Origin of the sequence: Bradyrhizobium sp. 172 (assembly GCF_023101065.1) — a bacterium.
Lineage (GTDB): Bacteria > Pseudomonadota > Alphaproteobacteria > Rhizobiales > Xanthobacteraceae > Bradyrhizobium > Bradyrhizobium canariense_D.
On record NZ_CP064701.1, the window covers coordinates 4894804 to 4921345 of the forward strand.

Genomic DNA, 26542 nt, shown 5'->3' on the forward strand with positions numbered 1-26542 from the left:
CTGACTTCGCATCCAGGCTTATCGATTAAAACTTCCTTCGATCCATTCCCCAATCGCCTTCATTGTCGAGGCGGTCTCCGGCAGGAACGGAAAGATTGTGTAGACATGCACGGAATCATCCACGATCCGCGAGGTCACATCGACTCCGGCCTTCTGTGCACGCTCGATCAAGCGAGTTGTATCGCTCAGCAGCACCTCTCCTTCGCTCGCGGTCAGGAACAGCGGCGGAAGCCCGGCGAGATCGCCGTAGAGAGGAGAGACCATGGGGTCTGTGGGCTCATGCCCCTGGAAATACGAAGCGCCGAGATATGTGAGCATGTCGCGATTTGCGGCGGGATCATCTCCGGCGAACTGGGATACGCTCGGTCCGCGCAAAGTAAGGTCGACGAATGGGCACACGCCGATGATGCCGGCCGGCAACGGAGTTCCTGCGGTCTTCAGCGCCAGCGCCAACGCAAGCGCGAGTCCGCCGCCGGACGATTCTCCGCTGAGGATGATGGAAGACGCCGGAACGCCGCTATTAACAAGGCCACGATATGCGTCGAGCGCATCGTCTATCGCAGCTGGGTACGGATGATCCGGCGCCAGCCGATAATCCACGGCAATGGACGTACCACCGACGGCTTCCGCGAGCCGATGCGCATATTCAAGCGATCCGCGCGCTGAACCGAGCACGTAGCCCCCACCATGAAAATGCAGAACGGTCGGCGCGTTTGCGCGCTTCCTCAACGCATGCACACGCAGCGACGGGACGCCATGCAACTCAAGGGACTCGACCCCAACCTCCTTACTGAGGGGAAAATTCGTCGCCAGAAATTCCTCGTATCCTTCTCGAAGCCCGTCATGCCCACGCGCAACTTGCTCGGGCGAGAACGCATTTTTCCAAAGAGAAAACGCGCGCTGGCTCTCCGGCCGCTTCAGGCTCTTGCCTTCCTTGGTGGCCGACAAACCCAAAACTTCGCCGGCAGGCAGCTTGACGGCCTTCAACACATCATATCCCCAGACAAATCCCCATGTTGTCTCCGTCATGGGATCGATGTGCTGCATACCCTTCCAGCGTCCATTCCTTGCTCGAATGCGATCAGGCTCCGTTTCGTGGGTGAGTTTCACCATCGCACGAGCGCCTGCTTGCACACGCGTTGTCCGTGGACGGCGGCGTTGCTCGTATTCCTGAAGCGCAGTTGGAACGTCTTTCTTCGAGGCCTTTTCCAGCACCGTCGCCATAGTCCAGGCGTCCTCGATGCCTTGCGCAGCACCTTGCGCCAGGAAAGGCACCATAGGATGCGCGGCATCCCCCATCAGCGTCACGCGCCCATACGTCCAACGGTCGATTGGATCGCGGTAGTACATGCCCGTGATAAAGCCGGATTCGATCTGCTCCATCATCTTCCGCGCCCTCGGCTCGATGTCGGAAAAGGATCGTCGCAGGTCTTCAATGTCGCCGCTTTCGGTCCAAGATTCGCGTTGGACCTCCGCAGCGGGTACCGAGGCCAGAATGCTGTAGAGATTGTTCGGCCGCACCCAGTAGGTGATCAGCGTGCGCCCCGGCCCAAGCCAATAATTTCCCTTCTCTTCGAGATGAACATCACGCAACATTTCCGCGGGGATCAGCGCTCGCCACATCAAGATGTTCGAAAACTGCGTCGGCTCCGCGCCCCGCAACTGTTTTCGGATTACGGAATGGATACCGTCCGCACCGATCAGAATATCGCCGCGCACTTGCTCGCCCGAAGCGAGGCGAACGGTCACACCGTCGTCGTCTTGCTCAAAGCCAGCGACTTGCGCACCGAATCTCAATGTTCCCGATGGAACGGCGCTCGCTAATAGATCAAGAAGGTCGGCGCGATGAATATTGTACAGCGGCGCGCCCCAATGCCTGGTTCCGAGATCGCCAAGCGGTGACAAGTTTAACAGCTTACCGGTGCTGATATCCCGCATCTCGTACGACTGCGGAATCACGCTGACGTTTGCAACGTCTTTTTCAAGGCCTAGCTCGCGAAGGACCAGCGTAGCATTGGCGGCAATCTGAATGCCGGCACCGATCTCCTTGAGCGCTGTCGCCTGCTCCAGGACGAGGACCTCGTGCCCCTTCTGATGAAGCGCAATTGCTGCAGTCATGCCGGCAATTCCGGCTCCTACGATAATCATCCGCATCGGTTGTCTCGCTCCACCAGCTGCCGTGATCGACTACTAACGAATGTTCGTAAGTAGCTTCACTCCGGCAACCTCGTCAAGCGGATGCTCTTGGTTCACCGCGCTTGGCCGAGCCGGACCACCACAATGCCGTCGCTTCAACCAATTGATTTTGCTGAGGACTCTATGAAAAGAGAGAGAGAGAGAGAGCCCGCCGGGACGGAGGTAGCGCCTACGATCCGGGACCAGGATCTTCCCTGGTATCGCGGCGACAACACCCGCCACGCGGCCAGCTGGCCCCTCAAGCCCCGGCGCCCTAGGGTCCGGGCTCAGTTGGCCACCGCGAGATTGCGGCTGCGAGCAGACTGCAGACAGGAAGATGTCTGCGCGCTTGTCATATCGAGTTGCGATACGGCGGAAGTCTTTGAGCCGGCAGAACATGCGCTCGATGACGTTTCGACCTCATATGCTGCTTTGTCGTAGCTGCGGATGCTTGCGGGTCGGATTTAGCGGGATCATGGCCTTGATACGGCGTGCGGCCAGTTCGTCGCGTAAGCTCTGGCGTCGTAGGCTCGATCGGCCAGCAAGCGGCGCGGATTGCGGATTATGCCGATCAGGTCGCGTGCACCGACCAGGTCGTGGGTGTTGCCCGGGGTAATCAGGAAGGCCAAGGGACGGCCGACATCGTCAGTCAGCGCGTGGATTTTGGTGGTCTGCCCGCCCCGCGAGCGGCCGATTGCATTGTTGAAGGCCCCCCTTTTGCGCCAGCTGCGGAGCGATGGGCTTTGATGTAGGTCGAGTCCAGCGAGATCGATCCGTACATGCCGGTCGATCCGGTCAGCGCGTAAACGCGGAAGCTACTCTCAACCACCTCTCAGTTTTCAGAGATCGCCTCATGCCGCCGAATCGCGAGGAGTGTTGAGTAATTTTCATCAGGTGGAAATGGTGCGGTAAAGAGACGCGAAGCTGTGACCTGTCGTTAAGCACGCCTGTTTTTGGAACTAGACGACGTATCCTGTCGGTGCGGTAGCTATGTGGTAAGCAATCGGATCGTTCGAGTGGATACTGGGGTAACGCTTTGATTTTGTTGGTACAGTTGGGTGGGCTCGAACCACCGACCTCCTGTTCCACAGAACGAAGGTCGAGATTAGACCGCACCAATTTCGCACCAGAAACGGCGCTAGCGAAACGCCACAAACGCGATCTCCCCGAACGAAAAAGCAGAAAAATCCACGAAGGCGATCGATATTCTGCGGCTCATAACGATCTGGTTGCTGGTTGAAGGCGTGCCGCACACGTCGGGAGATCGTTCGCCCTCGATTTGACTAGCCTCTTTTACCCTGCGGCTTCGAAGCCGCCATTACTTCGTACGCTCGACCGCCGCGTGATAGCTTCGCCACTAGATGGGCTTTTTTCTGCTCAGCCTTCCAGGATATTCCTCTGGTCAACCGCCAATTGCGGTCGCCCAGCTGACATCATAATGAGCGCTCAACAACTTCATTGCGAGGACAGCAACGAGAACGCAGACGATTTGCAACAACGTTCTGGTCGAGAACACTCTATTGAGCGCCATAATGCCGCCTTTAGCGCTGGTGACCGAGTCGGATTCCAAGCTTGAGTGCCTTTTGGCGGAGTGAGCCTTCGGAGCGCTTTGTGAGCTTCGCGATTTTTGCAACGGGCGTCTTTGCTTTCGAATGAGCACGCAGCTCTTTCACGTCAGCCGTTGTGTATTCACGGCGCACAGTTTTCTTCTTTGTAGCCGTCTTCTTTGCGTTCTTCGCCACTCTAAGCTCCTCGATTCGAGAGTGGGCGTACTAGCACAGCCGCATTGAGGCGCAACTCTCGATCAGTTGACTCTGAACCCTGGTCCCGGCGCGCTGTCCGCAAGTGGGCCAGCTCACAGTTGGGCTTACGCAATCTGTGATAGATTGGCTTTTTGCGCACTTTTGGGGGATGGTGTGAATGCCGAAGAACATTGTGATCTTTTCCGACGGCACAGGTCAGGCTGGCGGCATCAATTTCGACGAAGCGCGGACAAACGTTTACAAGCTCTACCGCGCCTGCCGCGTCGGCCCGGACACGAAGGTCGAACCATCCGAACAGGTCGCCTTCTACGATGCCGGTCTCGGTTCGGCGTCGGATGGCGGTCATTTCAAGATTGGCTGGATGCGATGGCTGTACAATCTCGCCAGCATGGCGACGGGCCTGGGGATCACTCGGAACATTGTCGATTGCTACGCCGCTATCATCGCCCTGTATGAGGAAGGCGATCGGATCTTCCTGATCGGTTTCAGCCGGGGCGCCTACACGGTCCGATCGGTTGCAGGGATCATGACCCATTGCGGCGTCCCGCGCCATATGCCCGATGGCTCGCACTTGCGCCGCGATCCAAAGAGCATCCACAAGCTGGCCGAGCATGCGGTCAAGGATGTCTATCAATTTTGTCCATCCTACTCGCGCAAGATTCTTGGATACCGGCGGTTCCTGCTGGAGACTCGAGATGCAATCGCTGCACAATTTAGACGGCAGTACGGCAGTACAACCACCGTCAACGGCGCCGAGCACGCGAACGTCTTTCCCTACTTCATCGGCGTGTTCGATACTGTCGCCGCCCTCGGCCATAAATATCTGGGCGCGGCGCTCGTGACCGCCGGCATTGCGCTACTGATCGGGTTGCACTGGCTCGGTGGCTTCCTTCAGCCGGTCTTTCCATGGGCCGGATGGGTGGCCTGGATTCTGAGCTACCTCGGCATCGCCACAGCGCTGATTGCTTTTCTCATGAACTATCTGAAGATCGCGCCATCCTTGCCCGGCTATGGATTATGGAAGCGCCTCCAAACCGTGCATCTCGCCCCGCCGAAGCACAAATTCTACGACACCACCCTCAATCCCAACGTGGGCTACGCCAAACATGCGATCTCGATCGACGAGAACCGCGCCGATTTCAAGCGCGTCGGCTGGTCGCCCACAGCCGAGAAGCAGGACCAACGAGACGCGCACGGCAATCTTTACTTCGAACAGGTCTGGTTTCCGGGCGTGCACGCCGATGTCGGCGGCGGCTATATCGAGAACGAGGCTCGGCTCTCAGACGTCGCGCTCAATTGGTTGCTCGCCGGAGCTTCGCTCATTCCGGGCGGCCTGAAACACGACGGCAGTGTGCTACGGCTGTCGCCCAATCCCGCGGGTCCCCAGCACAATGAGCAGGCGGGAGGCTTCCTCAAGGCCGGGGTTCGTGACCTACCGATCGATCCCGAGACGGAAGAATCGAGATCACCGATGCACAAATCGGTGTATCGGCGTTTCGAGGCGGCGTCCGTTCTTCTCTACGATCGCATAGTGGCCTACCGCCCGGACAACATGAGGGTCCACGTCGACTTCAAGCACTATTTCGATGGGAGCGCGGCGCAGCTGCCCCAATGCGTCGCCGATGACATTGAACAGAAGTGGGAATACGCCGGCCATGTCGGGCGGCTCTGACCCAGATACAACAGTGAGGAAGCGGTTCTGTCGGGCGGCCTTCGAGACGCGTTTGGCCTCCGCCGAGACGAGGATGGCACATCACAATGCCGAGAGTGGACTCGCCACCCGGCCATCAAAAACACCGTTTGAAAAACCGTTTTAGTTCGACCTTCTCAAACGGTTTCTCTCGCTAAGGTCTTGATTTATATGGTGGGCGCACCAGGGCTCGAACCTGGGACCCGCTGATTAAGAGTCAGCCACGAGTTAAGAACGTTCAATGATTAGGCGGGTCGCCGCCTTAGCATACTCGGCCAAAAATTGGCATCCGTCGCACAGGCATAGAGCGTCCGCTCGGATGACACTATTTCCGGACGAGCGATAGGCTTGGCCGACATCAACTGCAATGCCCGCGAGCCTGCCGGTCCCAGTTGGAGCCAATCGCAGGATCTAGCGGGATCGTGCGTGGCGGTGCCGTCGCACACGCACGACTCTACAAAGGGAACCATATCTCCGGTGACCGGTTGGACCCCTGTTGAGTTGTGCGGCCAGTTGGGCACCAGCGGCCCCGTCCCAGCACCGGCCATCCGTCGGGGACGAATCCCGTGATGGATCACGCGACCAGAGTTGAGAATCGATTGTTAGCAGCGTTGCCGCCGGCGGATTTTGCCTTGCTTGCACCTCATCTGCGGAAAGTCGTGCTCGAGCGCGACGCAGTGCTGGTCCGATCGGGCGACCGGATCAATCACCTTCTCTTCCCCTGCAGTGGCGCGATTGCCTTTATTGTGGACTTGCCGAACGGGCAGACCGTCGCCACGGGGCTGGTCGGCCATGAGGGTGCCATCGGTCTGACGTCGGCGCTTGGCGCATCCCGCTCCCCCCTGACGGCGGTGGTCCGCGTCCCAGGGGCCGTGCTGCAGATCCCGGCGGCGCAATTTCTGCCGGCGCTGGGTCGCAGCCCCGCGATCGCATCCATGGTGCAGATCTTCACGAGATCGCTGCTGACGCAATTTCAGCACGTCGCGGCCTGCAATGCACTGCACTCCGTCGAAGCTCGGATGGCCTGCTGGCTGCTTCAAATTCATGACCGGGCGAATGGCAGCAATCTCCTCCCTTTGACCCAGGAGACTATGTCGGAGCTACTGGGCGTCCGACGCACCACGGTCACGCATGTTGTGAGGGCGTTGCGCGCGTCAAGAGCGTTGAAATCCAACCGCCGCGGTCAGCTCGAGATTGACCGGCCGCGGCTCGAAGCCGTGGCATGCGAGTGCTACAAGGTGATGAGCCGCAGGATCGATCGGATAATCTCGCGTGGCGGAGCAGGACTTATTCAAGCGGCGCCGGCACGAGACGCCTACCAGCCGCCCGGCAACCGACTATCCAGGGCAGGCTCGTAGACCCAGGCCTCTCGCGCGAACCACTCGTGTGTAGCCGCGCAGACCCGACAATAGGTGCGCGAGAAGAATACCGCGCTGCAGCGAAACCTTTCGCGATCAGTCTCGATACCCGTCGAAATAGCGTCGCCCGTTTCCGGGCACTTGATCATTACCACACCCATCTTGATTTCCTGCAATCTGTTGCGGACCCTGAGCACGTTGGCCCGCCATCGACTGGACCGAGCGTCCCCCCGTTGCGGAGACGCCTGTCCAGTCGATCCGCGCGGCCGGTAGCCTCGGTTCAGACGGTCTTGTGCAGCACTCTGTTGAAGCTGGTCTTGATGGGCTCGGTCGTCTCGATCGCAACTTTCTGCGCGAGCTCCCAAAGCTCCCTATTCTGTGCGGAGACGACTTCGAAAGCCTCGCGGCTTCGGGCGGTCGAAAGATGCACGATATCCAGCAGCGACCTGGTCTCAGCGAGGCGAGATAAAAACTCCAGGGTGGCGCTGGTATTGTCTTTGGAAATCTCGATGACCTTGGCGCCGTAATCGACGGCCCCTCTGGCGTTCATAGAGCAGGCTTCACGGAGAATGTCGCTGATCTCCTCGGAAGTCGCTTTCATGCTCGCGATATTGTTCTTGGTCTGTGCGGCGCCCTGCTCGGCGAAGCCACGGAGGAGTTCCTGGAAATTCAAAAGCGGCAAATCGAACCTTGGTTTTGCACCATTCGTGTTCTCATTCACCGGATCGGCCTGCGTTTCGACTTTCACATTGGCATCATTCACGAGCTTTCATCCTTTCGAGCGAAACTAGTTAATGGATTGAAGACTCCCCGCTCCCGGCACGTACTGCGCCAGAAAACCAGCGCCCCTGTTCTCGGCGTGACCGGAGGCTGCTGCGGATGAACCGCTCGGCCCCTGCCGAAGCCAAATATGATCGATTAAATTCGAAACATCCGTTCGCTTTCGGACTCTCGCTGAAATAATTTGATGGGTTGCGACCAGGCGGAGCTTTAGATCTGCGACGTTGCAGCGACCGCTCGGTTGCACTCTGAGCTTGCTCGTCGTCTGAGATAGCCGGACTGGCGCAGCTCGCGCTGATGGTTCTCTTCTCGATCCACCCGGTCCCTGAGACTCTCAAGTTCTGCGAGTTGAGAGGCAAGCGCTTCGAGACGCTGGCGAAGAACAGCGGCAGGATTGTCCACTCGAGCGCAGATTTTCATGTGAGGTCTCCTAGCAATATGTCCGCGAGAATTCCGCCAGCTTTGACGTGGGCAAAAAAATATGAAATCAAAGGAAAACGCGACTAATTCGGCATGCTGCGTTGCCGATGACGATGCGGCGGCGCGTTAAAAAAGTACTCATGTGCCCCGGCGCACGGCACGCTGCATTGGGTCTGGCTGCTCAGCTTGCAACAACAGCGGATCCAACCGTTGTCAAGGCTCGGAGCGGGTTGCGCTCGAAAGTCGAGAGGCGGCTCGCTCGCACTCGGGCTTGTGCCTCCGCTCGTCGTCTTCTTCATCTGCACAATCGACCCCTCCATATGCGGCCGGATTTCCGGAGTTCCCTCCCGTCGCGAAAGGTCCTTTGCCACCGGTCGCTCCGCCCGATCTGCCGCCCCCGCCGGATGGCTTTCCAGCAGCAGATGAGCCACCACGGCGCCCCCCAGGTCCGCCACTACCTCCAGGTGACCCGCCGCCAGAGGACCCCGAGGCCGCAGAGGACGGACGATCGTTGTCGAAGAATGACTGGTCCCTGTCATCGCCATGCGTTGCTCCGTTCTGTCCGCCTGAACGTGCGATGGCTGTCGAGGTCAGCGAGGTCGACAGCAGCAGCGTTATGACGGGGGGTGTCACGGCCGCGAATCTTCCGCAGGTTTTCAGGAACGCCCGCCGGTCGTCATCTTCATTGCCACCTTGGGTCACGATGGGCTCCCCTTGATTTAATTTGCTTTATTGGTATTATATATTAAATAGACTTTCAACCAAAATTTTGTTTGAAAGATGGGGATTGCGAGGCGTGCGCCGCCGGCAGATTGCCAGCATGGCCTCGGGCTTGCTCGCCCCGGCGCCGGGACCCCAATCTGGAGTGTCAAACTAATATTTAATATGCATATATCTGATTAGCTTGATTAAGGGCAGCGCACGACGGATGATTGCCATGCCACTGCAATTTCACCGGCCCATCGAAAACATGGAGATCTGGAGCGCGAGCGGCGATGGCTTCTCGTTTGTGATCAGCCTGGAGAGCCCTACCGGTCCGGGCTTTCACGGACGCTCCGGGTACCTGGCGAGTTGGCGACCACTCTACGAGAACAATGGCGCGATCAAGATCAGCGGGTCGCCCTTCCGAACATTGGCTGAGGCCGAAGGAGTCTGCCGCAACATGGCCGAGCATCTGCGCGCCGCAACCGATGCTCACGGCCCAGCATGATGCGATGTCCAGCTAACGCGTGCGTTCCGGAAGGACATTGCTGCGCTTGACGTCCTCGTCGTTTCGAACCGCCGAACCCTGCTGTAGTAGGCCGGAAGAGGCGAGTTCACGTGCGGCCGCATGTTTCCCGTTTTGCGAAATTGCAAATGCCGCGAGAACTGTTCGATTGCTGATATCGAGCTTCTGGAAGATGTGGTGAAGGTGGACTTTGATCGTACCATCGGTAATGCTCAGGAAACGCCCAATCTCCTTGTTCGACAGCCCCTCCGATACAAGTCTCATGATCTGCCGCTCCCGGTCGGTCAGCTGCGTCGGAGCCTTTTCCTCACCGGTGTGAGACTCCCCACGGCCCTCGCCACCTGTGCACGGCGACCGCGATACCGGTCCCTGGCGTTCCGCAACCTTCCTCAGGGTCGCGACCAGCATCTCCGGCTCAGCATCCCTCGTGAGGACGAGGCAGGCGCGGCCCGCGGCCAGCGTCTGCAACCTTTGATCGCCGGTCTTTTCAGCGAAGAAAATGACCCGGGTACCTTGGCCAGCGGTGTTTGCGATAGCCAGAATGTCCGGTCGACTGATACTGGGCATTGCAATATCGACCAGTGCAATGTCGGGCACCAGAAGTCGGATGGCCCCAATGCAGCTTGCAGTATCGCCGCAGGCGGCCACGATCGCAAAATCGCGCTGCGCCGCAAGGACGCTGCTGATCCCCTGCAAGACGATCGGGTGCCGATCCGCGATGACGACTCTGATGCGGCGCATGCTTCCCCTGCCTATTCCTGATACCCCGCGCGGCAGTTTTTATTCCTGCATTCACCTCACGACGCGCGGGAAGCACAACCAATCCGTTCTGCCAAAACGCCGCACTGTCAATTCGTCACGGCGCGCATCGGCAACGCATGATGGCCACACCACTGTAACTCGCTTTGAGAATGCGTGCAGCACCGTAGGATTGCGGTCCTCCATGGAAAATCCGAAGCAGCCGATTCATCTACAAAACAGCGCCTTCTCAGCTGGCTATGATCTGCAAAACTCTCCCGCAGATCTGGCGCTCCAGTATGTGGCTGCCTTGTCAGGATTGGTTAACCGCCATTAAGCTCATCACCGACCACTTATTACGAACGATATATAGTCACATTCATGATTCAAATCTAACATTCGACAAACTTGACCGGAGCGAGGCAGCTGAAAAGCCTCGACCCACAACTCGAAGAGGAGGCTCAAAAAGTAATACTATTCATCCAACCTCAATATGAGGAGTGGAAATTTTCCAACCATTAATCAGACGTCTCGAACGATAACGGCTCTGCTTCGGCAGCAGCACCGATGAAAACCTGGTCAGCAAAGTTCGGGCGACATTTTCGCTAACCCGGCAAACTTCAATCTGCGGTCACGGGTCATCGCTGGTAATGAGTAGGTGGTCATATGTATTCTTCGGCTGTTTTGCGGCAAACGCATGAATCTCTGATCGTTCAATTCACCGAATTGCAGAATTTACGTAGTCGCGTGTCGATGGCCGAGCAGCGCTTGCTCGGCCCGATGCGAAGGGTCCGCCGGCGGAGACCGGCTGGGAGGCGACCGGCCGGTCGAAGGCACAGGCCCGGCTGGTAGCGTCAAGAAGTACCGCACTGCACACTAGAGTTCTGTGCGCGGGCCGATCAGGCTTGCCCGACGGGGCTTCGACCTGATAAGCCCCCCTCCTATTTCAAATCGGAAGTAGTGGGGACGGCTTCCATGAGGAACGACGAGTGGGCATCCGCGACCACGGCTGAGCTGTGGCGGCTTTACGATGAAGTGACGACTGTTCTTAGTCGGAGAATGATCGCGGAAAAAGCCAAGCTCGAAGAGCGGCTTCGCAGGATCGAGGGAACTTCCGGGGCCCCCAACGGGGAACGTGCGCGCCGCCCCTACCCGCCAGTGCTGCCGAAGTATCAAAATCCGAAAAACCCGTCCGAGACCTGGTCCGGTCGTGGCAAGCAACCCCGCTGGCTGAAGGCGCAGCTCCGAGCCGGCAAGAAGCTGAATGATTTGTTGATTAACCGCTCATCCAGCCAAAAGCGCCGCCGCACCGGTTGAGCACGGCGTGGCCCCGACACACCGCAACGGCGCGGCCGTCCATGGACCGCAAAATCTAGCGATCGCGATCCTCTTTATTGTTAGGACTGCCGTCACCGCCGCCGTTGCCGTAGCCATTATTGCCATGCACAATACGGCCGCCTGAACTGGCCATGGCGGTTGAAGTCAGAGAGGTGGACAGCAACAGCGTCATGGCAGGAGGGGTGACGGCGGCAAATTTTCCGCAGCTCTTCAAGAACTCACGACGATCTTCGCCGTTGGTATCCAGGTGGGTCATCAGTGTCCTCCAATCGTCGTTGAGATAAAAATAGGCCAGAATGGACATGCGGCAGGTTAAATTTGTTAATTCAACGATTTAAAATGACGACCCGCCGTCACAGCATAGCCCTCAACGGCGACCCGGTCGCACAGTCCATTACGAGCATTGAGGTTGCACTACCGCGCCGTCTCTGCCAGAGCGCGGTCACGGCCCGTCATTGACATTAAATTCGCAATATTATAAACATAAATACATCAATTAACTCGCAAACAACTTTCGCTTATAAAACCTTTTCGGCGCACAACGAGCTCACGGCAGCTCGACCACATAGGCGGCGCACAAAGCATCGCTCTTGCCAAGTGTTAAAAACGAAAGTCAATTCATGACCGGAACCGAGACCGGAGCAACATTCAGGCAATTGCGGCCTGGCTTCGACACGGCCTTGCGACCAGGATTCTCACTCCCGCGTCTAGGAGCCTTGATGAGCCGAGCGCTAACGGCAACGCTCTTAGACCTGTCGGAACTAACGGTCCTCACCGAGGCTGCGACCGGCGCGTATGCCGTGACGGCCGTCCTCGCAGCGATGGCCGGAGCCAGGCACGTCTATGCCTTCACGAAACCCACGCGGCACGGCACACCAGCTGACGCAAGGCAACAGACTCTGGAGCTTGCAGATTCGGTCGGTGTGGCCGATCGCATCGACGTCCTGGAGCAGATCACCCCGGATATCCTCCATCAAACGGATATTGTAACTAACAGCGGCCATCTTCGGCCTCTTACCGCGGCGCTCATTGATGAGTTACCAAGGGAGGCCGTCATCGCCCTGATGTTTGAGGCTTGGGAATTTCGCCCCAAGGACCTCGACATGGAAGCATGCTTACGGCGCGGAATTCCGATTGTCGGCGTGAACGAACGCCACCCGTCAGTCGATGTCTTCTCGTTTCTCGGTCCACTGTGCGTGAAGCAACTCCACGATTGCGGTTTACCCGTGTACAGGAATCGCATTGGTGTGCTGTGTGACAATGACTTTGTTGGCTCGCTCCGCGCCGGTCTCACGAGCTCTGGAGCGAGCGTGGACACCTTTGACAACGTCCAAGCTGTGTATCGCGACGAGTGGGACGCAATCATCGTCGCGCTGCGACCGGCGGCTCAGCCTCGTATCGGTTCGCCGGAAGCAACGCACCTCGCTGCTTGCGCGCCCGCCGGTGGCGTTATCGTGCAGTTCTGGGGCGATATGGATCGAACTGTATTGTCAGCAAATGGATTGGCCGTTTGGCCAACAGCGCCTCCGGCATTGGGGCACATGGGCATTCTCCTGTCGGAGATTGGCCCTGAACCGATCGTGAGACTGCAGGCAGGCGGCCTCCGCGCTGCTGAGTGGGTTCGGCGCAGTAGAACCGTTTCGTCTGACGGATTCGCGCAACTCATTACTCGGCCCCTCGTCGAGCTTTCGCCAATTCACACTAGGTCCTAGCCTCGATGAGCTCGATGAGTGTGCGCGTCGCGGAGGCGAGAAACACTATGCGACGCATGTCGAACGCGACCGCGGGCGCAGGCGACGATACGGGAAGATACTGCCGCTCCCTGAAGCAAGCGATCGCGTCGTCGAGCCGCCCCACTTCGTAAGCAAGATGATAGAATTTACCGCCGCGCTTAAGGATACCCTCCACCGGCGATTGTGCGCCGGCCGGCTCAATGAGTTCCAGGCGCGGACCGCCGCCTGACACGAACTGGATCCGAACTTGCTGGATCGGGTCCTCGAATATCGGTCCTTCAGGCCTGTAGCCAGCTATCGCGAGTTCCGGCAACTCCGCCGCGATCTTTCGGCACGCCATTCCCAAATGATGAAAATGCAAGTCCATCTGCTATTCCTTCTTCCCTTGCTAGCGCAAGGAGACGGGTGCGTCCGGAAGCGCGATGCGCTGCTTCCGTTGCTCTGGCCAGTTGCTGGGGGCAGTTAACCTTCCCGCGCATCAAGGAGCAGCGCCGACCAGGCCTGCTTCAACCGCGGATAATCTTCGCGCGACATCCAAAACGTAATCACGTCGTCGCCGTTCCACCAAGCCTTCGGCGAAATCTTTTCGATTTGGAAGCCAAGGCGAATATGGAAGTTCTTCGCAGGCCCGTTCTTGCTTTGCACGTTGGCTACGACGACCGAAAGCCCTAGCTGCGCGAACGCGAAGACTAAAAGCAGATCGAATATCTCGGCCAGAAAGAGGCGCGCACCCGGATCGACGATCAACCGCGCCACCTCGCCGCGTTTCGCCGCGAAATCCAGGTTCGCAAGGGCGATGCTGGCAGCCGGTTTTCTCGAGCGCTTGAACTCCGCAATGAAATAGTAGTCGTCCGCCCTCGCCTGGTAACTTCGGAAAAACTCTTCCTGCTGGGTCAAGGTCAGCTTTTCGCGGGTCATGAACTTGCCGAGAACGGGATCGTTCCGCCAAGCGATGATTTGCGCGGAGTCCTCCAGCCGGACCTCTCGAAGGACCAGGTTGTTTCCCTCAGGAAGCCGTTTTAGATTCTCAGTCTTGGCGGCAAGCGTGCCCGAGCTCGGCGGCTCTGATCCCATATGCGCCGTCATCTATTTATTTCACCTTAATTTAATGCGCTTAAATATATTTAATTGACCCGAACGTTATCATTATTTAATGTGACTGACAATCAAACGATGCTTCTTTTCTGGGTGGAGGCTCGCTATTCTCGCCGCTGTCCCCGTTTTGCCGGTCCGGCATGTAAATGATGCCGAACTCAAGTCCTTAGCGCTGTCCGGCGATGCCGCGTTCTGGGGGCATCTCGCCGCCCGCTCGCGGGAGGCCGCGAGTTTTTCCGAACTGTTCTTTCTGTCGACGCTTCGAAAAAAGGCGAAGCTACATGCGACCGAAAGTGGTCAGCCAAGACTCCGACTCGCCTTGATCGGCGGCTACAACCTGTATCCGTTGCACGAACTGGTTGAACACCTCCTGGCCATTCGTGGAATCGAGTGCGAACGCTTCCTCGGCGAGTACGATAATTTCGTCTCGGAAATCCTCGACGGCTCGAGTCCGCTGTACGCCTTCAAGCCGGATCTCGCCTTCATTCTGCCGAACGCGAGCCATTGCCGCTTTTCGGGCTCGCTCCTCGATGCCGTGAAACATCAGCGCGAAGCTGCAGTCGGCGCCGCGGAGCAGCTCCTCAACCTCGCGCGGACTTTCATCGAACGCTCAGGTGCGGCGGTGATTCTCGCCAATCTTGCGCTGCCCGCCGACCTCGATCTCGGCTCGTTTCGTTCGCGCACGCTTGGGGCCGATTGGAGTTTCCGCAAGGCGGTGAACCTTGAGCTCGGGCTCCGGGCCCCGGCTGAGGTGCAAATCTGTGACGTCGAGTTCCTCTCGGCACGCCGAGGGATCACGGCTGCGGAGGATGCGCGAGCATGGTACGAATCGAAGCAGCTCGGCTCACCTGATTTTCTGGTGGACGTCGCGCAAGAGCTAAGCCATCTGATCGCCTGCCGTAAGCAAGGCCCGAAGAAGGTGCTGGCGCTCGATCTCGATCAGACGCTATGGGGCGGCGTGATCGCGGAGGACGGTATCGAGGGAATCGAACTTGGGGACTCGTCTCCCCGCGGCGAAGCTTTCAAGGCTTTCCAGAAGTACCTCCTTGCGCTTTCCGAACGCGGCGTCCTGCTTGCGGTGTGCAGCAAGAACGACCATGCGCGTGCGATCGAGGTATTCGAGAAGCATCCCGAGATGGTTCTCCGGCTGGAGCACTTCGCGGCCTTCAAAGCCAATTGGGACCCGAAGTCCGACAACCTGCAGCGGATCGCGGATGAACTCCGCGTTGGCGTGGACAGCTTCGTCTTTGCCGACGACAACCCGGCGGAGCTCGAGATCGTGCGCCAGTTTCAGCCCCAGGTCGAAGGCGTGCTCCTAGGGCCGGATCCCGCCGAGTTCATCGGCCGCCTCCAGGCCGGACGCCATTTCGAGCCACGGAACGTCACCGAGGAGGATCTCGAGCGGACGGCGCAATACGGGCAGGAACGGCGACGTACGGAGCTCGCGGCGAGCGTAACCGACATGCCAGCCTACCTCGCCTCGCTCGAGATGCGAGGCACGATCAAGGAGTTCGACCCGCTCGACCTACCCCGCATTGCCCAGCTGATCGCGCGCAGCAACCAGTTCAACCTGACGACGGTCCGTCGATCCGAAACCGAGATCCAGGGGCTCCTGAAAAGGCCGGACTACCGGTGCTTCACGATGCGGCTCGAGGATCGGTTCGGCGATTCCGGGCTCATCTCTGTGGTCATTGCAAAGATCGAGGGCGGCGTCTTTGTTCTCGATACCTGGCTCATGAGCTGCCGCGTGCTTAAGCGCCAGGTCGAGGACGAGATCATGAACGAGATTTTTCGGCTTGCAGAGGTCGCCGGCTGCGCGAAAGTGCGCGGCATTTATCTTCCGACGGCCAAGAACGGGATCGTCGCCGGGATCTACGAGGAGTTTGGCTTCGTGCGTACGGAAGACTCCGCCGCCCGAAAAGAGTTCGAGCTCGCGGCGGAGAAGTATCAGACGCGTTCGACAAAGATCCGCGTAACCCGGAGGGCTTATGAAGCAGGCTGAGGTACTGGCGAAGTTGCAGGAGGTATTCGACGGTATCTTCCTTGAGAAGATCGTGGCCAAGCCCGAGCTGTCGGCGGCCGACGTCGAGGAGTGGGACTCGCTCATGCAGATCTCGCTCGTCATCGCCGTCGAGCAGAAGTTTCGCGTGCGATTCCGCGTTGGCGAAGTCGAGACGGCCCGGAACCTGGGTGAGTTCGCCGATCTGATCGCGAAACGGATAGAGCCATAGGAGCTCGACATCGCGAGGACGATCGCGCGAGTGCGCGGCCCGCCACCCGTTTTTGGTGTCTCTCGCCCAGCTTATGGGCGTGACGCGGCACCGCACCGCAAAACCGCCGCCGGCGATTGTGCGTCTGGAAGCGCGCGGAACCCCTGCGCCGAGATATTCGCCTCCACTGAAGCGAGCGCGCCTGGGGCGGGCTGCATCAACGGGAGCAGCCGACAGCAGCTGTTCATGATCCGAAGGCTGACTGGGACCACACCTTCTCAAGAGAAATTGACACCTTGCAAACGCCGCTTGCTTCACAAGCGTATTAAAATATGTCATTAATAAATATAAATTCTTTTTAATTCATTTAACTTCGCGTTCCCTGATTTGATTCGTTGAATTTTCCTTACTGAGTAGAACCGACTGCGCGGGAGAACAACATGGCAAGCTTGTTCACCACTCAGGCCCCCGTCCTGACCAACAACACGGATGGGCCAGGGGCTGATTACGAGCTGGGGATGCGCTTCACCAGCGACGCTTCCGGCGTGATCCAGGCGATCCGGTACTACAAGGCCTCGAACGAGACCGGCACCCATATCGGCCACATCTGGTCGGCAACGGGCCAGGAGCTGGCGACGGTCACGTTCACCAACGAAGGCGCATCGGGCTGGCAACAGCAGGCGCTCGCCACGCCGCTCACCATCGCGGCCGGTACGACCTACGTGGTCTCGGTCAATATCAACAGTTACTACGTCTCCACCACCCAAGGCTTCGCGTCCGGCATCAGCAATGGTGGCCTGAACGCTGCGGCCGGCGCCGGCGTCTACGACTCCACTGGCGGCGTCTTCCCGACCAACGTCTATCAGAACGCAAACTACTTCCGCGACGTCGTATTCGCCGCAGGCTCGACAAATCCTAACAATCACCCCGGCGCGGTGGGCGTCAGCGGGACGCCAACGCAGAACCAGATTTTGACCGCGACGGTGAGCGATACGGACGGAGTGCCAGGTACCATCTCCTATCAGTGGCAACAGAGCGCGAACGGCAGCACGTGGACCAACATCAGTGGCGCGACGGCGCGCACGCTGACCCTCGGGCAGGCCCAGGTTGGCAGCTTCATACGCGCCACCGCCAGCTACACGGACCTGCTGGGCAGCAGCGAGGCGCCAGTGAGCACCGCGACCGCCACGGCCGTGGCCAACGTCAACGACGTCGGCGCCGTCACAATCAACGGCACGGCGAGCCAGAACCAGACGCTGACGGCCAGCGTCACGGATCCTGATGGCGTGCCAGCGAGCATCACCTATCACTGGCAGAGCAGCCCGGACGGCACCACCTGGACGAATCTCGCCGCCACGACCTCGAGCCTCACTCTCGACAGCAGCCTGGTCGGCAAGCGGATCCGGGTGAATACCACCTACACCGACCAGCTCGGCACCAGCGAGAACGTGACGAGCGCGGCCACCGCGACGGTTGCAGCTGCGAGTGCCACCACCACTCTGTTCACCACTCAGTCGCCGTCCATCACCAATGCCACCGACGGGATAGGGGCGGATTATGAGCTGGGTATGCGCTTCACCAGCGACGCTTCCGGCGTGATCCAGGCGATCCGGTACTACAAGGCCTCGAACGAGACCGGCACCCATATTGGCCACATCTGGTCGGCAACGGGCCAGGAGCTGGCGACGGTCACGTTCACCAACGAAGGCGCATCGGGCTGGCAACAGCAGGCGCTCGCCACGCCGCTCACCATCGCGGCCGGTACGACCTACGTGGTCTCGGTCAATATCAACAGTTACTACGTCTCCACCCCTCAGGGTTTCGCCTCGGGCATCAGCAATGGTGGCCTGAACGCCCCGGCGGGTGCCGGCGTCTACGACTTGACAAAAGGCATTTTCCCGACCGCCGTCTATCAGAACGCAAACTACTTCCGCGACGTCGTATTCGCCGCGGGCTCGTCAAATCCTAACAATCACCCCGGTGCGGTGAGCGTCAGCGGGACGCCGACGCAGAACCAGATTTTGACCGCGACGGTGAGCGATACGGACGGAGTGCCAGGTACCATCTCCTATCAGTGGCAACAGAGCGCGAACGGCAGCACGTGGACCAACATCAGTGGCGCGACGGCGCGCACGCTGACCCTCGGGCAGGCCCAGGTTGGCAGCTTCATACGCGCCACCGCCAGCTACACGGACCTGCTGGGCAGCAGCGAGGCGCCAGTGAGCACCGCGACCGCCACGGCCGTGGCCAACGTCAACGACGTCGGCGCCGTCACAATCAACGGCACGGCGAGCCAGAATCAGACGCTGACGGCCAGCGTCACGGATCCTGATGGCGTGCCAGCGAGCATCACCTATCACTGGCAGAGCAGCCCGGACGGCACCACCTGGACGAATCTCGCCGCCACGACCTCGAGCCTCACTCTCGACAGCAGCCTGGTCGGCAAGCGGATCCGGGTGAATACCACCTACACCGACCAGCTCGGCACCAGCGAGAACGTGACGAGCGCGGCCACCGCGACGGTTGCAGCTGCGAGCTCGGGTACCACGCTGTTCACCACCCAGGCACCCGATCTGACCAACAACACCGATGGACCAGGAGCGGATTACGAGCTGGGTATGCGCTTCACCAGCGACACGTCCGGCGTGATCCAGGCGATCCGGTACTACAAGGCCTCGAACGAGACCGGCACCCATGTGGGCCACATCTGGTCGGCCACCGGCCAGGAGCTGGCGAGGGTCACCTTCACCAACGAAGGCGCATCGGGCTGGCAGCAGCAGGCGCTCGCCACCCCGCTCACCATCGCGGCCGGCACGACTTACGTGGTCTCGGTCAACATCAACAGCTACTATGTCTCCACCACCCAAGGCTTCGCGTCCGGCATCAGCAATGGTGGCCTGAACGCTCCCGTCGGCGCCGGCGCCTACGACCCCACTGGCGGCGTCTTCCCGACCAACGTCTATCAGAACGCAAACTACTTCCGCGACGTCGTATTCGCCCAATCCAACGTCATCGCACTACTTAACAGTTCCACAATCTATGTCAGTGAAGCGGCGGGCACGGCCACCATCACTGTTGTACGCTCTGGCGACCTCCAGTCTCAAACGACCGTGGAGTACACGACGAACGAAATCGGCACCGGAGGCACGGCTACGGCGGGACTGGACTACACCCAGCCCACGTTCAATGGTCGGTCGAACACCGGTCAGATCGTCTTCGGACCCGGGGAGAGCACCAAGAGCTTCACCATCCCAATTGTGAACGATCAGCTCACCGAGGGTACCGAGACGTTCGCTGTCGGGCTTCAGAATCCCGGTTCCGGCTCCCTTGGAGCCCCGCGCACTGTGCTCGTCTCCATCATCGACGACGACTCACCCGCCTCCATAGCAATGGCGGACGCCGCCGTGAGCGTTGCCGAGAGCACAGCGACAGCGACAATCACGCTGCTGCGCAGCGGCAGCGCCAATCAAGCAGCTACGGTCGGCTTCACAACAAGTAACGGCAGCGCGGTCTCGGGATTGGACTACACGATCTCGTCCGGCACGGTGACCTTCGCCGCTGGCCAGGTGACCCAGACCATCACGGTCCCGATCATCAATGATACGACACCGGAGGGCGACGAGACCTTCACGGTCACCTTGAGCAACCCGACGGGCGCCACTCTCGGCGCACAGGCGACGACGACAGTGAAGATCCTGGATAATGACAACCCCGACCTCGGCAATTTGGTGGGCCAGACGGCCGTGACGGGGCTGAACGAACCAACAGCGATCGAATGGACTCCCGACGGCCGCTATATGCTCGTCGCGCAGAAGGACGGTGTGGTGCGCGTGGTGGACAACGGAACCCTGCGATCTACGCCGCTCATCAACCTGTCGAGCGAGGTAAATGACGTCAGCGATCGCGGACTGCTGGGCATCGCGGTGAACCCAAATTTCTTCGCAGGCAGCCCCTATGTCTACCTGCTCTACACCTACGATCCGCCCGAGACGGCGGGCCAGACGGGCCTCGCGGGACCCGATCAGGCCGGAAACCGACCTTCTCGTCTGGTGAGGGTGACTGTCGACCCTACCACCATGATCGCCGATCCGGCGAGCGAGTTCGTGCTGGTCGGCAAGAACAGCACTTGGGCGTATACGAGCCGTCCGGACTTGGACAGCAACGGCGATCCCAGCATTCCTCCATCAGGTATCGTCAACGGCACCACCATAACGGCCCCCGCCAGCCAGATAGAGACCGGAGCGCAGGACAACGATCCGAACTCGGCAGGGATTCAGAATCAGAACATCCGCGATTATCTGGCGTCGGACGGCGACTCGCATACCATCGGTGCCGTTCATTTTGGCCCTGACGGCTATCTCTACCTCACCGTCGGCGACGGCACGTCGTATAATTTCGCGGACCCTCGCGCAGTGCGGGTCCAAGACATCCACAATCTCTCCGGCAAGCTGTTGCGGATCGATCCGACCACAGGTGAGGGAGCAGCCGGCAATCCATTTTATCAAGCTAGCGATCCAAACAGCAATCAGTCGAAAGTCTTCTACTACGGCGTCCGCAACGCTTATCGCTTCAGCTTCGATCCGGTCACCAATCTGCCCGTGCTCGGAGATGTAGGTTGGGACAGCTGGGAAGAGATCAATACTGGTCCGGCCGGGTCGAATTTCGGATGGCCCTATCTCGAGGGCCCAGACAGGACCGCCAGCTACCAAACACTCCCCCAGGCGATCAGCTTCTACAACAATGGCAACCGCAACAATACGTCGGACCCGCCTGCCGTATTTCCCATCCTAACTCAGAGCCACGGTGCTCCGGACGGTGCCCACGTGATAACCGCGGGAGATTTCTACAATCAGAACACCATGTTCTTCGACGATGTCTACAATGGAACGATCTTCGCTGCGACCTTGAACGCAAGCCGGCAGGTTGCCAGCGTCCAGCTGGTGGACAACAACGCACCAGGCATCGTCGACCTGCAGAAGGGCCCCGACGGGTGGCTCTACGGGGCCGATATATTTGATGGTACGATCCGACGTTGGGTGGACCCCTCAGCCGCCTCCGCTCTGGGGCTCGCGGTGGGGTCCTGACGGGCGCCGGCCATAGTGAGCGTCGAACTGCGACTGTTCGGGGACGCGATCGTTCTTCCCGCGTGGAATGGCATGGATATCGATGTCCGGGAAGCTGACCCTGATGCGGCCAATGGTGGTTTTTCTAAACTCAATTGTGAGCCCTGCGATTTTCTATCGAATTCCAGTTGGCGAAAAGCTGCAGAAGATCGAGGCCGTTTAGGGGGACTGATGAGAGTCGCAGAAATATTGACGTCTATCGCGTCGATCTCTTTGAGTTTGGGGATCGGAGCAATGTCGCCGACCGCCGCCGCTCAAGAGCAGAAATCATTTAGATTTTCAACTTCATCCATACCGCCGAGGTTTAACCTTGGCGATCGCGTCGAGGCCTCGCGGCAGGTGAGGGTTCGAGCCAGTGGTTCACTCGGTGGCCCCCTACTTGGCACTCAACCTGCCGGGGTTTACGATAAACTCGTCGCTGGTCGGGCAAGCCCAAACGGCTATATCCCATGGCGCATCGTTCACGATAACGGCGTAGATGGTCCTCGCGGTAACGACAATTCCAATCCTCCCCCAGCTAGCTCGTCGCCGGCTCCCGCAGCAGCCCCCGCTCCTACTCCTGCACCGGCTCCGTCATCCATGCCTTCGAGTGGACCGCCGCTTTCCTTTAACGATCCGCGCTTTACCAGTGCTATCTCCCACAGCCGTTTGGATGATGGCGTACCGGATGGTGGATCACTCACAGATCGAAGCTATATCTATTACGAAGTCGGCGACAACACGGTTGGCTGCTGGGGCAGCTGCACCTTAACAAGACTCCGAATCCAATCGCGCGAATGTATCCGAGCGATTAAAGGCAATATCGTAATTGCGGATTCTTATCTTGAGGCGACAGGACAAGGCGATGACCATGCCGATGTGATTCAGGCCTATGGTCCCGGCAATCACGGAACGATCACTCTGCGCAATACTTCCATTGTCGCGCACAACACCTCCGCAACCGCCGGGATATTTGTCGCCGACAGTTGGAAGCCCGATTTGATTGATCTGGAAAACGTCATGTTCCAGGGGGGCCCGTTTGGTCTGCGTCTTCACGCCGATGGTTACATGAACGCACACTTGCGAATGAAGAATGTGTGCTTTGTCGGACCGTTCCCCTTGCGCAAGTTTTTCATCACCGACTTTATCATCGATGAGTGGACGAACGTGAATGACTGCGTCATTCAAAATGGTCAACTTGTTATTGTAAAATCAATTCGGCGCCCCTGACCGCTCTTTGAGAGAACGCAAGATTTCCCGAGGACTCCGTGACCTGCCCCTGCGTATTTCCTCCAGATGGAGTTAGAGTCCGGCCCGAGGAAGGACGGACAGATGAAGCGAGCAAGGTTCACGGAAGAACAGATTATCGCAGTGTTGAAGGAGCATGAGGCTGGGGCAAAGACGGCCGACCTGGCTCGCAAGCACGGGGTCTCGGAAGCACGATCTACAATTGGAAGGCCAAATTCGGCGGCATGGACGTTTCAGAGGCGAAGCGGCTGAGGGCGCTGGAGGACGAGAACGCGAAGCTGAAGAAGCTTCTAGCCGAGCAGATGCTCGACGCCGCCGCCCTTCGCGAGCTTCTTTCAAAAAAATGGTAGGGCCCGCCGCCAAGCGCGCTGCGGTCGCGCATCTGCAGGCCGTCATGAGCCTGTCGGAGCGGCGGGCCTGTTCGATTGTCGGAGCGGATCGGAAGATGATCCGCTATCGCTCCAGCCGTCCTCCGGACGCGACTCTCCGTGGCCGGCTGCGTGACCTTGCCAACGAGCGGCGGCGTTTCGGCTACCGCCGGCTGTTCGTGCTGCTGAGGCGGGAGGGTGAGCCATCGGGGATCTACCGGCTTTATCGGGAAGAAGGGCTCACCGTCCGCAAGCGGCGGGCTCGCCGCAAGGCCGTGGGGACCCGTGCCCCGATCCTAGTCGAGGCGATGCCCAACGCGCGCTGGCCGCTGGATTTCGTCCACAACCAATTCGCCAACGGTCGGCGCTTCCGCATCCTCAACATCGTCGACGACGTCACCAAGGAATGTCTGGGCGCCATTCCGGATAAATCGATCTCAGGACGACGCGTCGCTCGCGAACTGACGGCCGTCGTTGAACGACGCGGCAAGCCAGCAATGATCGTGTCCGACCACGGCACCGAGTTCACCTGCAATGCCATGCTCGCCTGGTGCAGGGACGCAGCCATCGACTGGCACTTCATTGCACCGGGAAAGCCGATGCAGAACGCCTTCATCGAGAGTTTCATGTATAGACGTATATGGACCCCGCCCGATTGCAACGACCGGCTTGATCAGGATCGACGGCCACAACTGCTGACGTATATCCGGCTTCTTGATGCGGCTGGACAACGTCTCCGCCGCGAGCCTCGATGGTTTTCGCCCGCTTCCACCTCAACGGCCCCGAGACATCGGCGCAAGCCGTGCCGGTCCACACATCAGGTTCGGGAAGCGACGGGGTGACCGTTTCGCCATCTGCTGCCATTTGTTGCAATTGCCGGTGAGACCTCCTTTCCTTGATTGCCGCTTCGCTTCAGGCCGCCTTCACCGAAAGCGCCGGCTCATAAGCCGCGCCGCCTGTGAGCATAGCCCACACGATCCGCGCGTTCTTGTTGGCAAGAGCCACGGCCGCGACATTGGGATGGCGCCGTTGCCGCATCTTGCCGAGCCAGAGGCTTCGCGGATCCTGCTTGCCATTAGCACGGCTTAAAGCGGCGCGAGCTCCGTGAATCATCAGCGTCCGGAGTATCGATCGCCCCGTTTGCTGATGCCGAACAAGCGGGCCCGCCCTCCACTGGATCGCTGCTTGGGTACCAGACCAAGCCAAGCCGCGAACTGTCGGCCGTTCTTGAAACAGCTTCTATCGCCCACGGCGGCGACCAAGGCTGTTGCTGTCACAGGTCCGACGCCTTCGATTTTGCCGAGCCGCTGGCACTGCTCACTCGTACGGAAGATTTCCCTTATCCGCCGGTCATAGGCTGCAATGCGGGTATCAAGCTCGGACAACTCCTCTTGCAGTTCCCTCATGAGCGCTCGGAGCATCTCGCTGAGGCCGTCATTGATGTTTCCTACGATGACCGCGAGGCCACGCCGCAGCTGCGCGATGTCACGGGCAATGACAATCCCATGCTCGGACAGAAGACCGCGAATCTGATTGACGAGCCTGACTCGATCGGCGACCAGGCGCCGGCGAATGCGGTGGACGGCCTGTGCCGCCAGCTGATCGGTTGATTTCGGTGGCACGAAGCGCATGGACGGACAACCGACCGCTTCGCAGATGGCTTCCGCATCGTTCTGGTCGTTTTTGTTCGACTTGACGTATGGTGTCACGAACTGAGGGCTGATTAGTCGGACCTGATGGCCAAGCTCCGTGAGCACGCGAGCCCAATAGTGTGCCCCGTTGGAAGCCTCCATGCCGACCAGGCAGGCCGGTAAATTGGCGAAAAAGCCGGCCACCGCATCGCGACGTAACCTCTTTCGCACAACGACTTTCCCGTGGTTGTCGACGCCGTGAACTTCGAAGACATACTTCGCCAGATCTAGACCTATCCGAACGACCTGCATAACATCCTCCTTCGCTGCAGTTGACGCTCGAGATTCCACCGCGGCAAGGGCGGGGTCCATACCATTGGCCCCGCGGGTGCAAGAGATTTCGACAGCGCTTTGGAGATCGGTCGGGTGCGTTCATGTATACGGCCTGTCATTGCGACCGATAACATGGCCGCTGGCCCTGATGGAGGTCGCGGATCGAGGCCTCATCAACGGGTCGCGCTTGTTGCGCTTAAAGCTCTTCGGGCTTTCTCGATCCCCAGCTCCGCCGGTTTCCATCATGCTGTCGTTTGCCCTCACACCTTAAGGTGGCCAGCCTGCTAGACAGTTCATCCAGCAGCCTTAGCCCGATAGAACTCACCGGTCGTCATCATCGCCCAGACGATCCGGGTCAACTTGTTGGCAACGGCGACGGCGACGACCATGGGCCGACGCCGTTCAAGCAGGGCTTCGATCCAGCCGCCTCCAACCCGGGAGCGTGCCTTTGGGTACCGAACGACGTTACGCGCCCCGATGACAAGCAAGTGCCTGAGATAGGAATCGCCCTGTTTCGTAATCCGGCCGAGCCGATCCTTCCCGCCGGTGGACTTCTGCTTAGGCGTCAGGCCCAGCCAAGCCGCGAATTCTCGCCCGGAGCGGAACATGGTCGCGTCCGGCACCGTCGCGGCGAGGGCCATGGCCGTTATGGGCCCAATGCCGGGAATCGAGGAGAGCAACCTCGCCATCGGATTTACTCTCTGGATCTGAGCCAGCTCACGCTCGATAGCGTCGACCTGCCGGTCCAATTCCTTCAGTTGGTTCACAAGAACAGCCAGCGCCATACGGGCAGTGGCAGGTAGCGCGAGTTCCTCGTCATCCAACAAATCCACTAGACCCTCCACCCTTTGCCGGCCCTGTCCGACGATAATTCCGAACTCCGCAAAGTGAGCTCGAATAGCGCAGGCGGTCATGGTTCTCTGGCGGACCAGCAGGCCTCTTGCCCGATGAAGCATCAAGAAGCCTTGGTTCTCGACGCTTTTGATGGGAACAAACCTCATATTGGGCCGGCTAACTGCTTCACAGATTGCGGCCGCATCAGCGGCATCGTTCTTTGCTCCCCGCCGCACATAGGGCTTCACATATGCTGGCGGTATTAATCTCACATCATGTCCAAACCGCTGAATCTCGCGCGCCCAGTAATGGGCGCTGGCGCAAGCCTCTATCCCAACTAGGCAGGGCGACAGCGAGGAGAAGGAAACGATCTCACCGCGCCGGAGGCGTTGGCGGCTGGTCACTTGACCTTGAGTGTCAACCGCATGAACGTGAAATACGTGCTTCGCGATATCCAAGCCAATTGTCACGGCTTCCATGATGATTGCTCCTGTTAGG

At 59.3% G+C, this 26542-nt stretch carries 19 protein-coding genes and 4 pseudogenes; 11 read left to right on the forward strand and 12 right to left on the reverse strand.

What is annotated here, in order from left to right; genetic code table 11:
* Positions 1–18: 18 nt before the first annotated feature.
* The 4 genes and pseudogenes from IVB07_RS23800 to IVB07_RS23815 all read right to left on the reverse strand — a co-directional run bounded on the left by IVB07_RS23800 (position 19) and on the right by IVB07_RS23815 (position 3917).
* Complete coding sequence (locus IVB07_RS23800) at positions 19–2154, reverse strand: alpha/beta hydrolase fold domain-containing protein (RefSeq protein ID WP_247363378.1); 2136 nt, start codon at positions 2152–2154, stop codon at positions 19–21.
* A gap of 295 nt (positions 2155–2449) precedes the next feature.
* Positions 2450–2592: pseudogene (locus IVB07_RS23805) on the reverse strand (transposase); the annotation flags it as partial.
* 209 nt (positions 2593–2801) lie between these two features.
* Positions 2802–2944 (reverse strand): annotated as a pseudogene (locus tag IVB07_RS40720) (IS5/IS1182 family transposase); the annotation flags it as partial.
* A gap of 772 nt (positions 2945–3716) precedes the next feature.
* A complete protein-coding gene (locus tag IVB07_RS23815; protein WP_026233801.1) occupies positions 3717–3917 on the reverse strand; it encodes a hypothetical protein in 201 nt (66 codons plus the stop codon).
* 178 nt (positions 3918–4095) lie between these two features.
* Between IVB07_RS23815 and IVB07_RS23820 the strand changes: the two genes are divergently transcribed.
* Both IVB07_RS23820 and IVB07_RS23825 read left to right on the forward strand, forming a co-directional pair.
* Positions 4096–5610 (forward strand): DUF2235 domain-containing protein, encoded by a 1515-nt coding sequence (locus IVB07_RS23820; RefSeq protein WP_018459415.1) that lies wholly within the window; start codon positions 4096–4098, stop codon positions 5608–5610.
* 584 nt (positions 5611–6194) lie between these two features.
* Positions 6195–6986, forward strand: coding sequence for a Crp/Fnr family transcriptional regulator (locus tag IVB07_RS23825; RefSeq protein WP_088930821.1), 792 nt, complete (start codon positions 6195–6197; stop codon positions 6984–6986).
* On the opposite strand, the gene IVB07_RS23830 is transcribed toward IVB07_RS23825, so the two are convergent.
* A complete protein-coding gene (locus tag IVB07_RS23830; protein WP_083926557.1) occupies positions 6944–7147 on the reverse strand; it encodes a hypothetical protein in 204 nt (67 codons plus the stop codon). The genes IVB07_RS23825 and IVB07_RS23830 overlap by 43 nt on opposite strands.
* Positions 7148–7266: 119 nt before the next feature.
* Positions 7267–7749, reverse strand: a complete 483-nt coding sequence (locus IVB07_RS23835; protein ID WP_018459417.1) for a phasin family protein — start codon at positions 7747–7749, stop codon at positions 7267–7269.
* A 1374-nt stretch (positions 7750–9123) separates the two neighbouring features.
* On the opposite strand from IVB07_RS23835, the gene IVB07_RS23840 reads away from it, so the two are divergent.
* Complete coding sequence (locus IVB07_RS23840) at positions 9124–9396, forward strand: hypothetical protein (RefSeq protein WP_039800762.1); 273 nt, start codon at positions 9124–9126, stop codon at positions 9394–9396.
* A 12-nt stretch (positions 9397–9408) separates the two neighbouring features.
* Here the strand turns inward: IVB07_RS23840 and IVB07_RS23845 are convergent, their stop codons facing one another.
* Entirely contained in the window at positions 9409–10155 is a 747-nt protein-coding gene (locus IVB07_RS23845) for a response regulator transcription factor (RefSeq protein WP_018459419.1), read from the reverse strand.
* 202 nt (positions 10156–10357) lie between these two features.
* Between IVB07_RS23845 and IVB07_RS40445 the strand changes: the two genes are divergently transcribed.
* Positions 10358–10489, forward strand: coding sequence for a hypothetical protein (locus IVB07_RS40445; RefSeq protein WP_256465122.1), 132 nt, complete (start codon positions 10358–10360; stop codon positions 10487–10489).
* A 638-nt stretch (positions 10490–11127) separates the two neighbouring features.
* Positions 11128–11469: an H-NS histone family protein gene (locus IVB07_RS23850; protein ID WP_026233804.1), complete on the forward strand. Its 342-nt coding sequence runs from the start codon at positions 11128–11130 to the stop codon at positions 11467–11469.
* A 55-nt stretch (positions 11470–11524) separates the two neighbouring features.
* Here the strand turns inward: IVB07_RS23850 and IVB07_RS23855 are convergent, their stop codons facing one another.
* Positions 11525–11746 (reverse strand): hypothetical protein, encoded by a 222-nt coding sequence (locus tag IVB07_RS23855; RefSeq protein ID WP_026233805.1) that lies wholly within the window; start codon positions 11744–11746, stop codon positions 11525–11527.
* Between the two features lie 463 nt (positions 11747–12209).
* Between IVB07_RS23855 and IVB07_RS23860 the strand changes: the two genes are divergently transcribed.
* On the forward strand, positions 12210–13202 hold the full coding sequence (locus IVB07_RS23860; protein ID WP_018459422.1) for a hypothetical protein: 993 nt from the start codon (positions 12210–12212) through the stop codon (positions 13200–13202).
* Here IVB07_RS23860 and IVB07_RS23865 read toward each other — a convergent pair.
* Together IVB07_RS23865 and IVB07_RS23870 are read right to left on the reverse strand one after the other, a co-directional pair.
* Positions 13192–13590 carry a VOC family protein gene (locus tag IVB07_RS23865; RefSeq protein ID WP_039800752.1) on the reverse strand — a complete coding sequence of 133 codons (399 nt, stop codon included), beginning with the start codon at positions 13588–13590 and terminating at the stop codon, positions 13192–13194. The genes IVB07_RS23860 and IVB07_RS23865 overlap by 11 nt on opposite strands.
* Positions 13591–13685: 95 nt before the next feature.
* Complete coding sequence (locus IVB07_RS23870; protein ID WP_157643101.1) at positions 13686–14309, reverse strand: GNAT family protein; 624 nt, start codon at positions 14307–14309, stop codon at positions 13686–13688.
* Positions 14310–14637: 328 nt separating this feature from the next.
* Here IVB07_RS23870 and IVB07_RS23875 point away from each other — a divergent pair, with 328 nt between their 5' ends.
* The 5 genes and pseudogenes from IVB07_RS23875 to IVB07_RS23895 form a co-directional block, all read left to right on the forward strand.
* The gene (locus IVB07_RS23875; RefSeq protein ID WP_245288536.1) at positions 14638–16320 is read left to right on the forward strand and encodes an HAD-IIIC family phosphatase; all 1683 of its coding nucleotides are present in this window, start codon (positions 14638–14640) and stop codon (positions 16318–16320) included.
* Positions 16307–16549: an acyl carrier protein gene (locus tag IVB07_RS23880; protein WP_018459426.1), complete on the forward strand. Its 243-nt coding sequence runs from the start codon at positions 16307–16309 to the stop codon at positions 16547–16549. Before IVB07_RS23875 ends, IVB07_RS23880 begins: the two co-directional genes overlap by 14 nt.
* Positions 16550–16968: 419 nt before the next feature.
* Positions 16969–21612 (forward strand): DUF4082 domain-containing protein, encoded by a 4644-nt coding sequence (locus IVB07_RS23885; protein WP_247363380.1) that lies wholly within the window; start codon positions 16969–16971, stop codon positions 21610–21612.
* A 15-nt stretch (positions 21613–21627) separates the two neighbouring features.
* Complete coding sequence (locus IVB07_RS23890) at positions 21628–22860, forward strand: hypothetical protein (RefSeq protein WP_247338537.1); 1233 nt, start codon at positions 21628–21630, stop codon at positions 22858–22860.
* A 102-nt stretch (positions 22861–22962) separates the two neighbouring features.
* A pseudogene (locus tag IVB07_RS23895) lies at positions 22963–23872 on the forward strand (IS3 family transposase); the annotation flags it as partial.
* Between the two features lie 286 nt (positions 23873–24158).
* On the opposite strand, the pseudogene IVB07_RS23900 reads toward IVB07_RS23895, so the two are convergent.
* Both IVB07_RS23900 and IVB07_RS23905 read right to left on the reverse strand, forming a co-directional pair.
* Positions 24159–25189: pseudogene (locus IVB07_RS23900) on the reverse strand (IS110 family transposase).
* 314 nt (positions 25190–25503) lie between these two features.
* Complete coding sequence (locus IVB07_RS23905) at positions 25504–26523, reverse strand: IS110 family transposase (protein ID WP_247338542.1); 1020 nt, start codon at positions 26521–26523, stop codon at positions 25504–25506.
* Between the last annotated feature and the right edge of the window lie 19 nt (positions 26524–26542).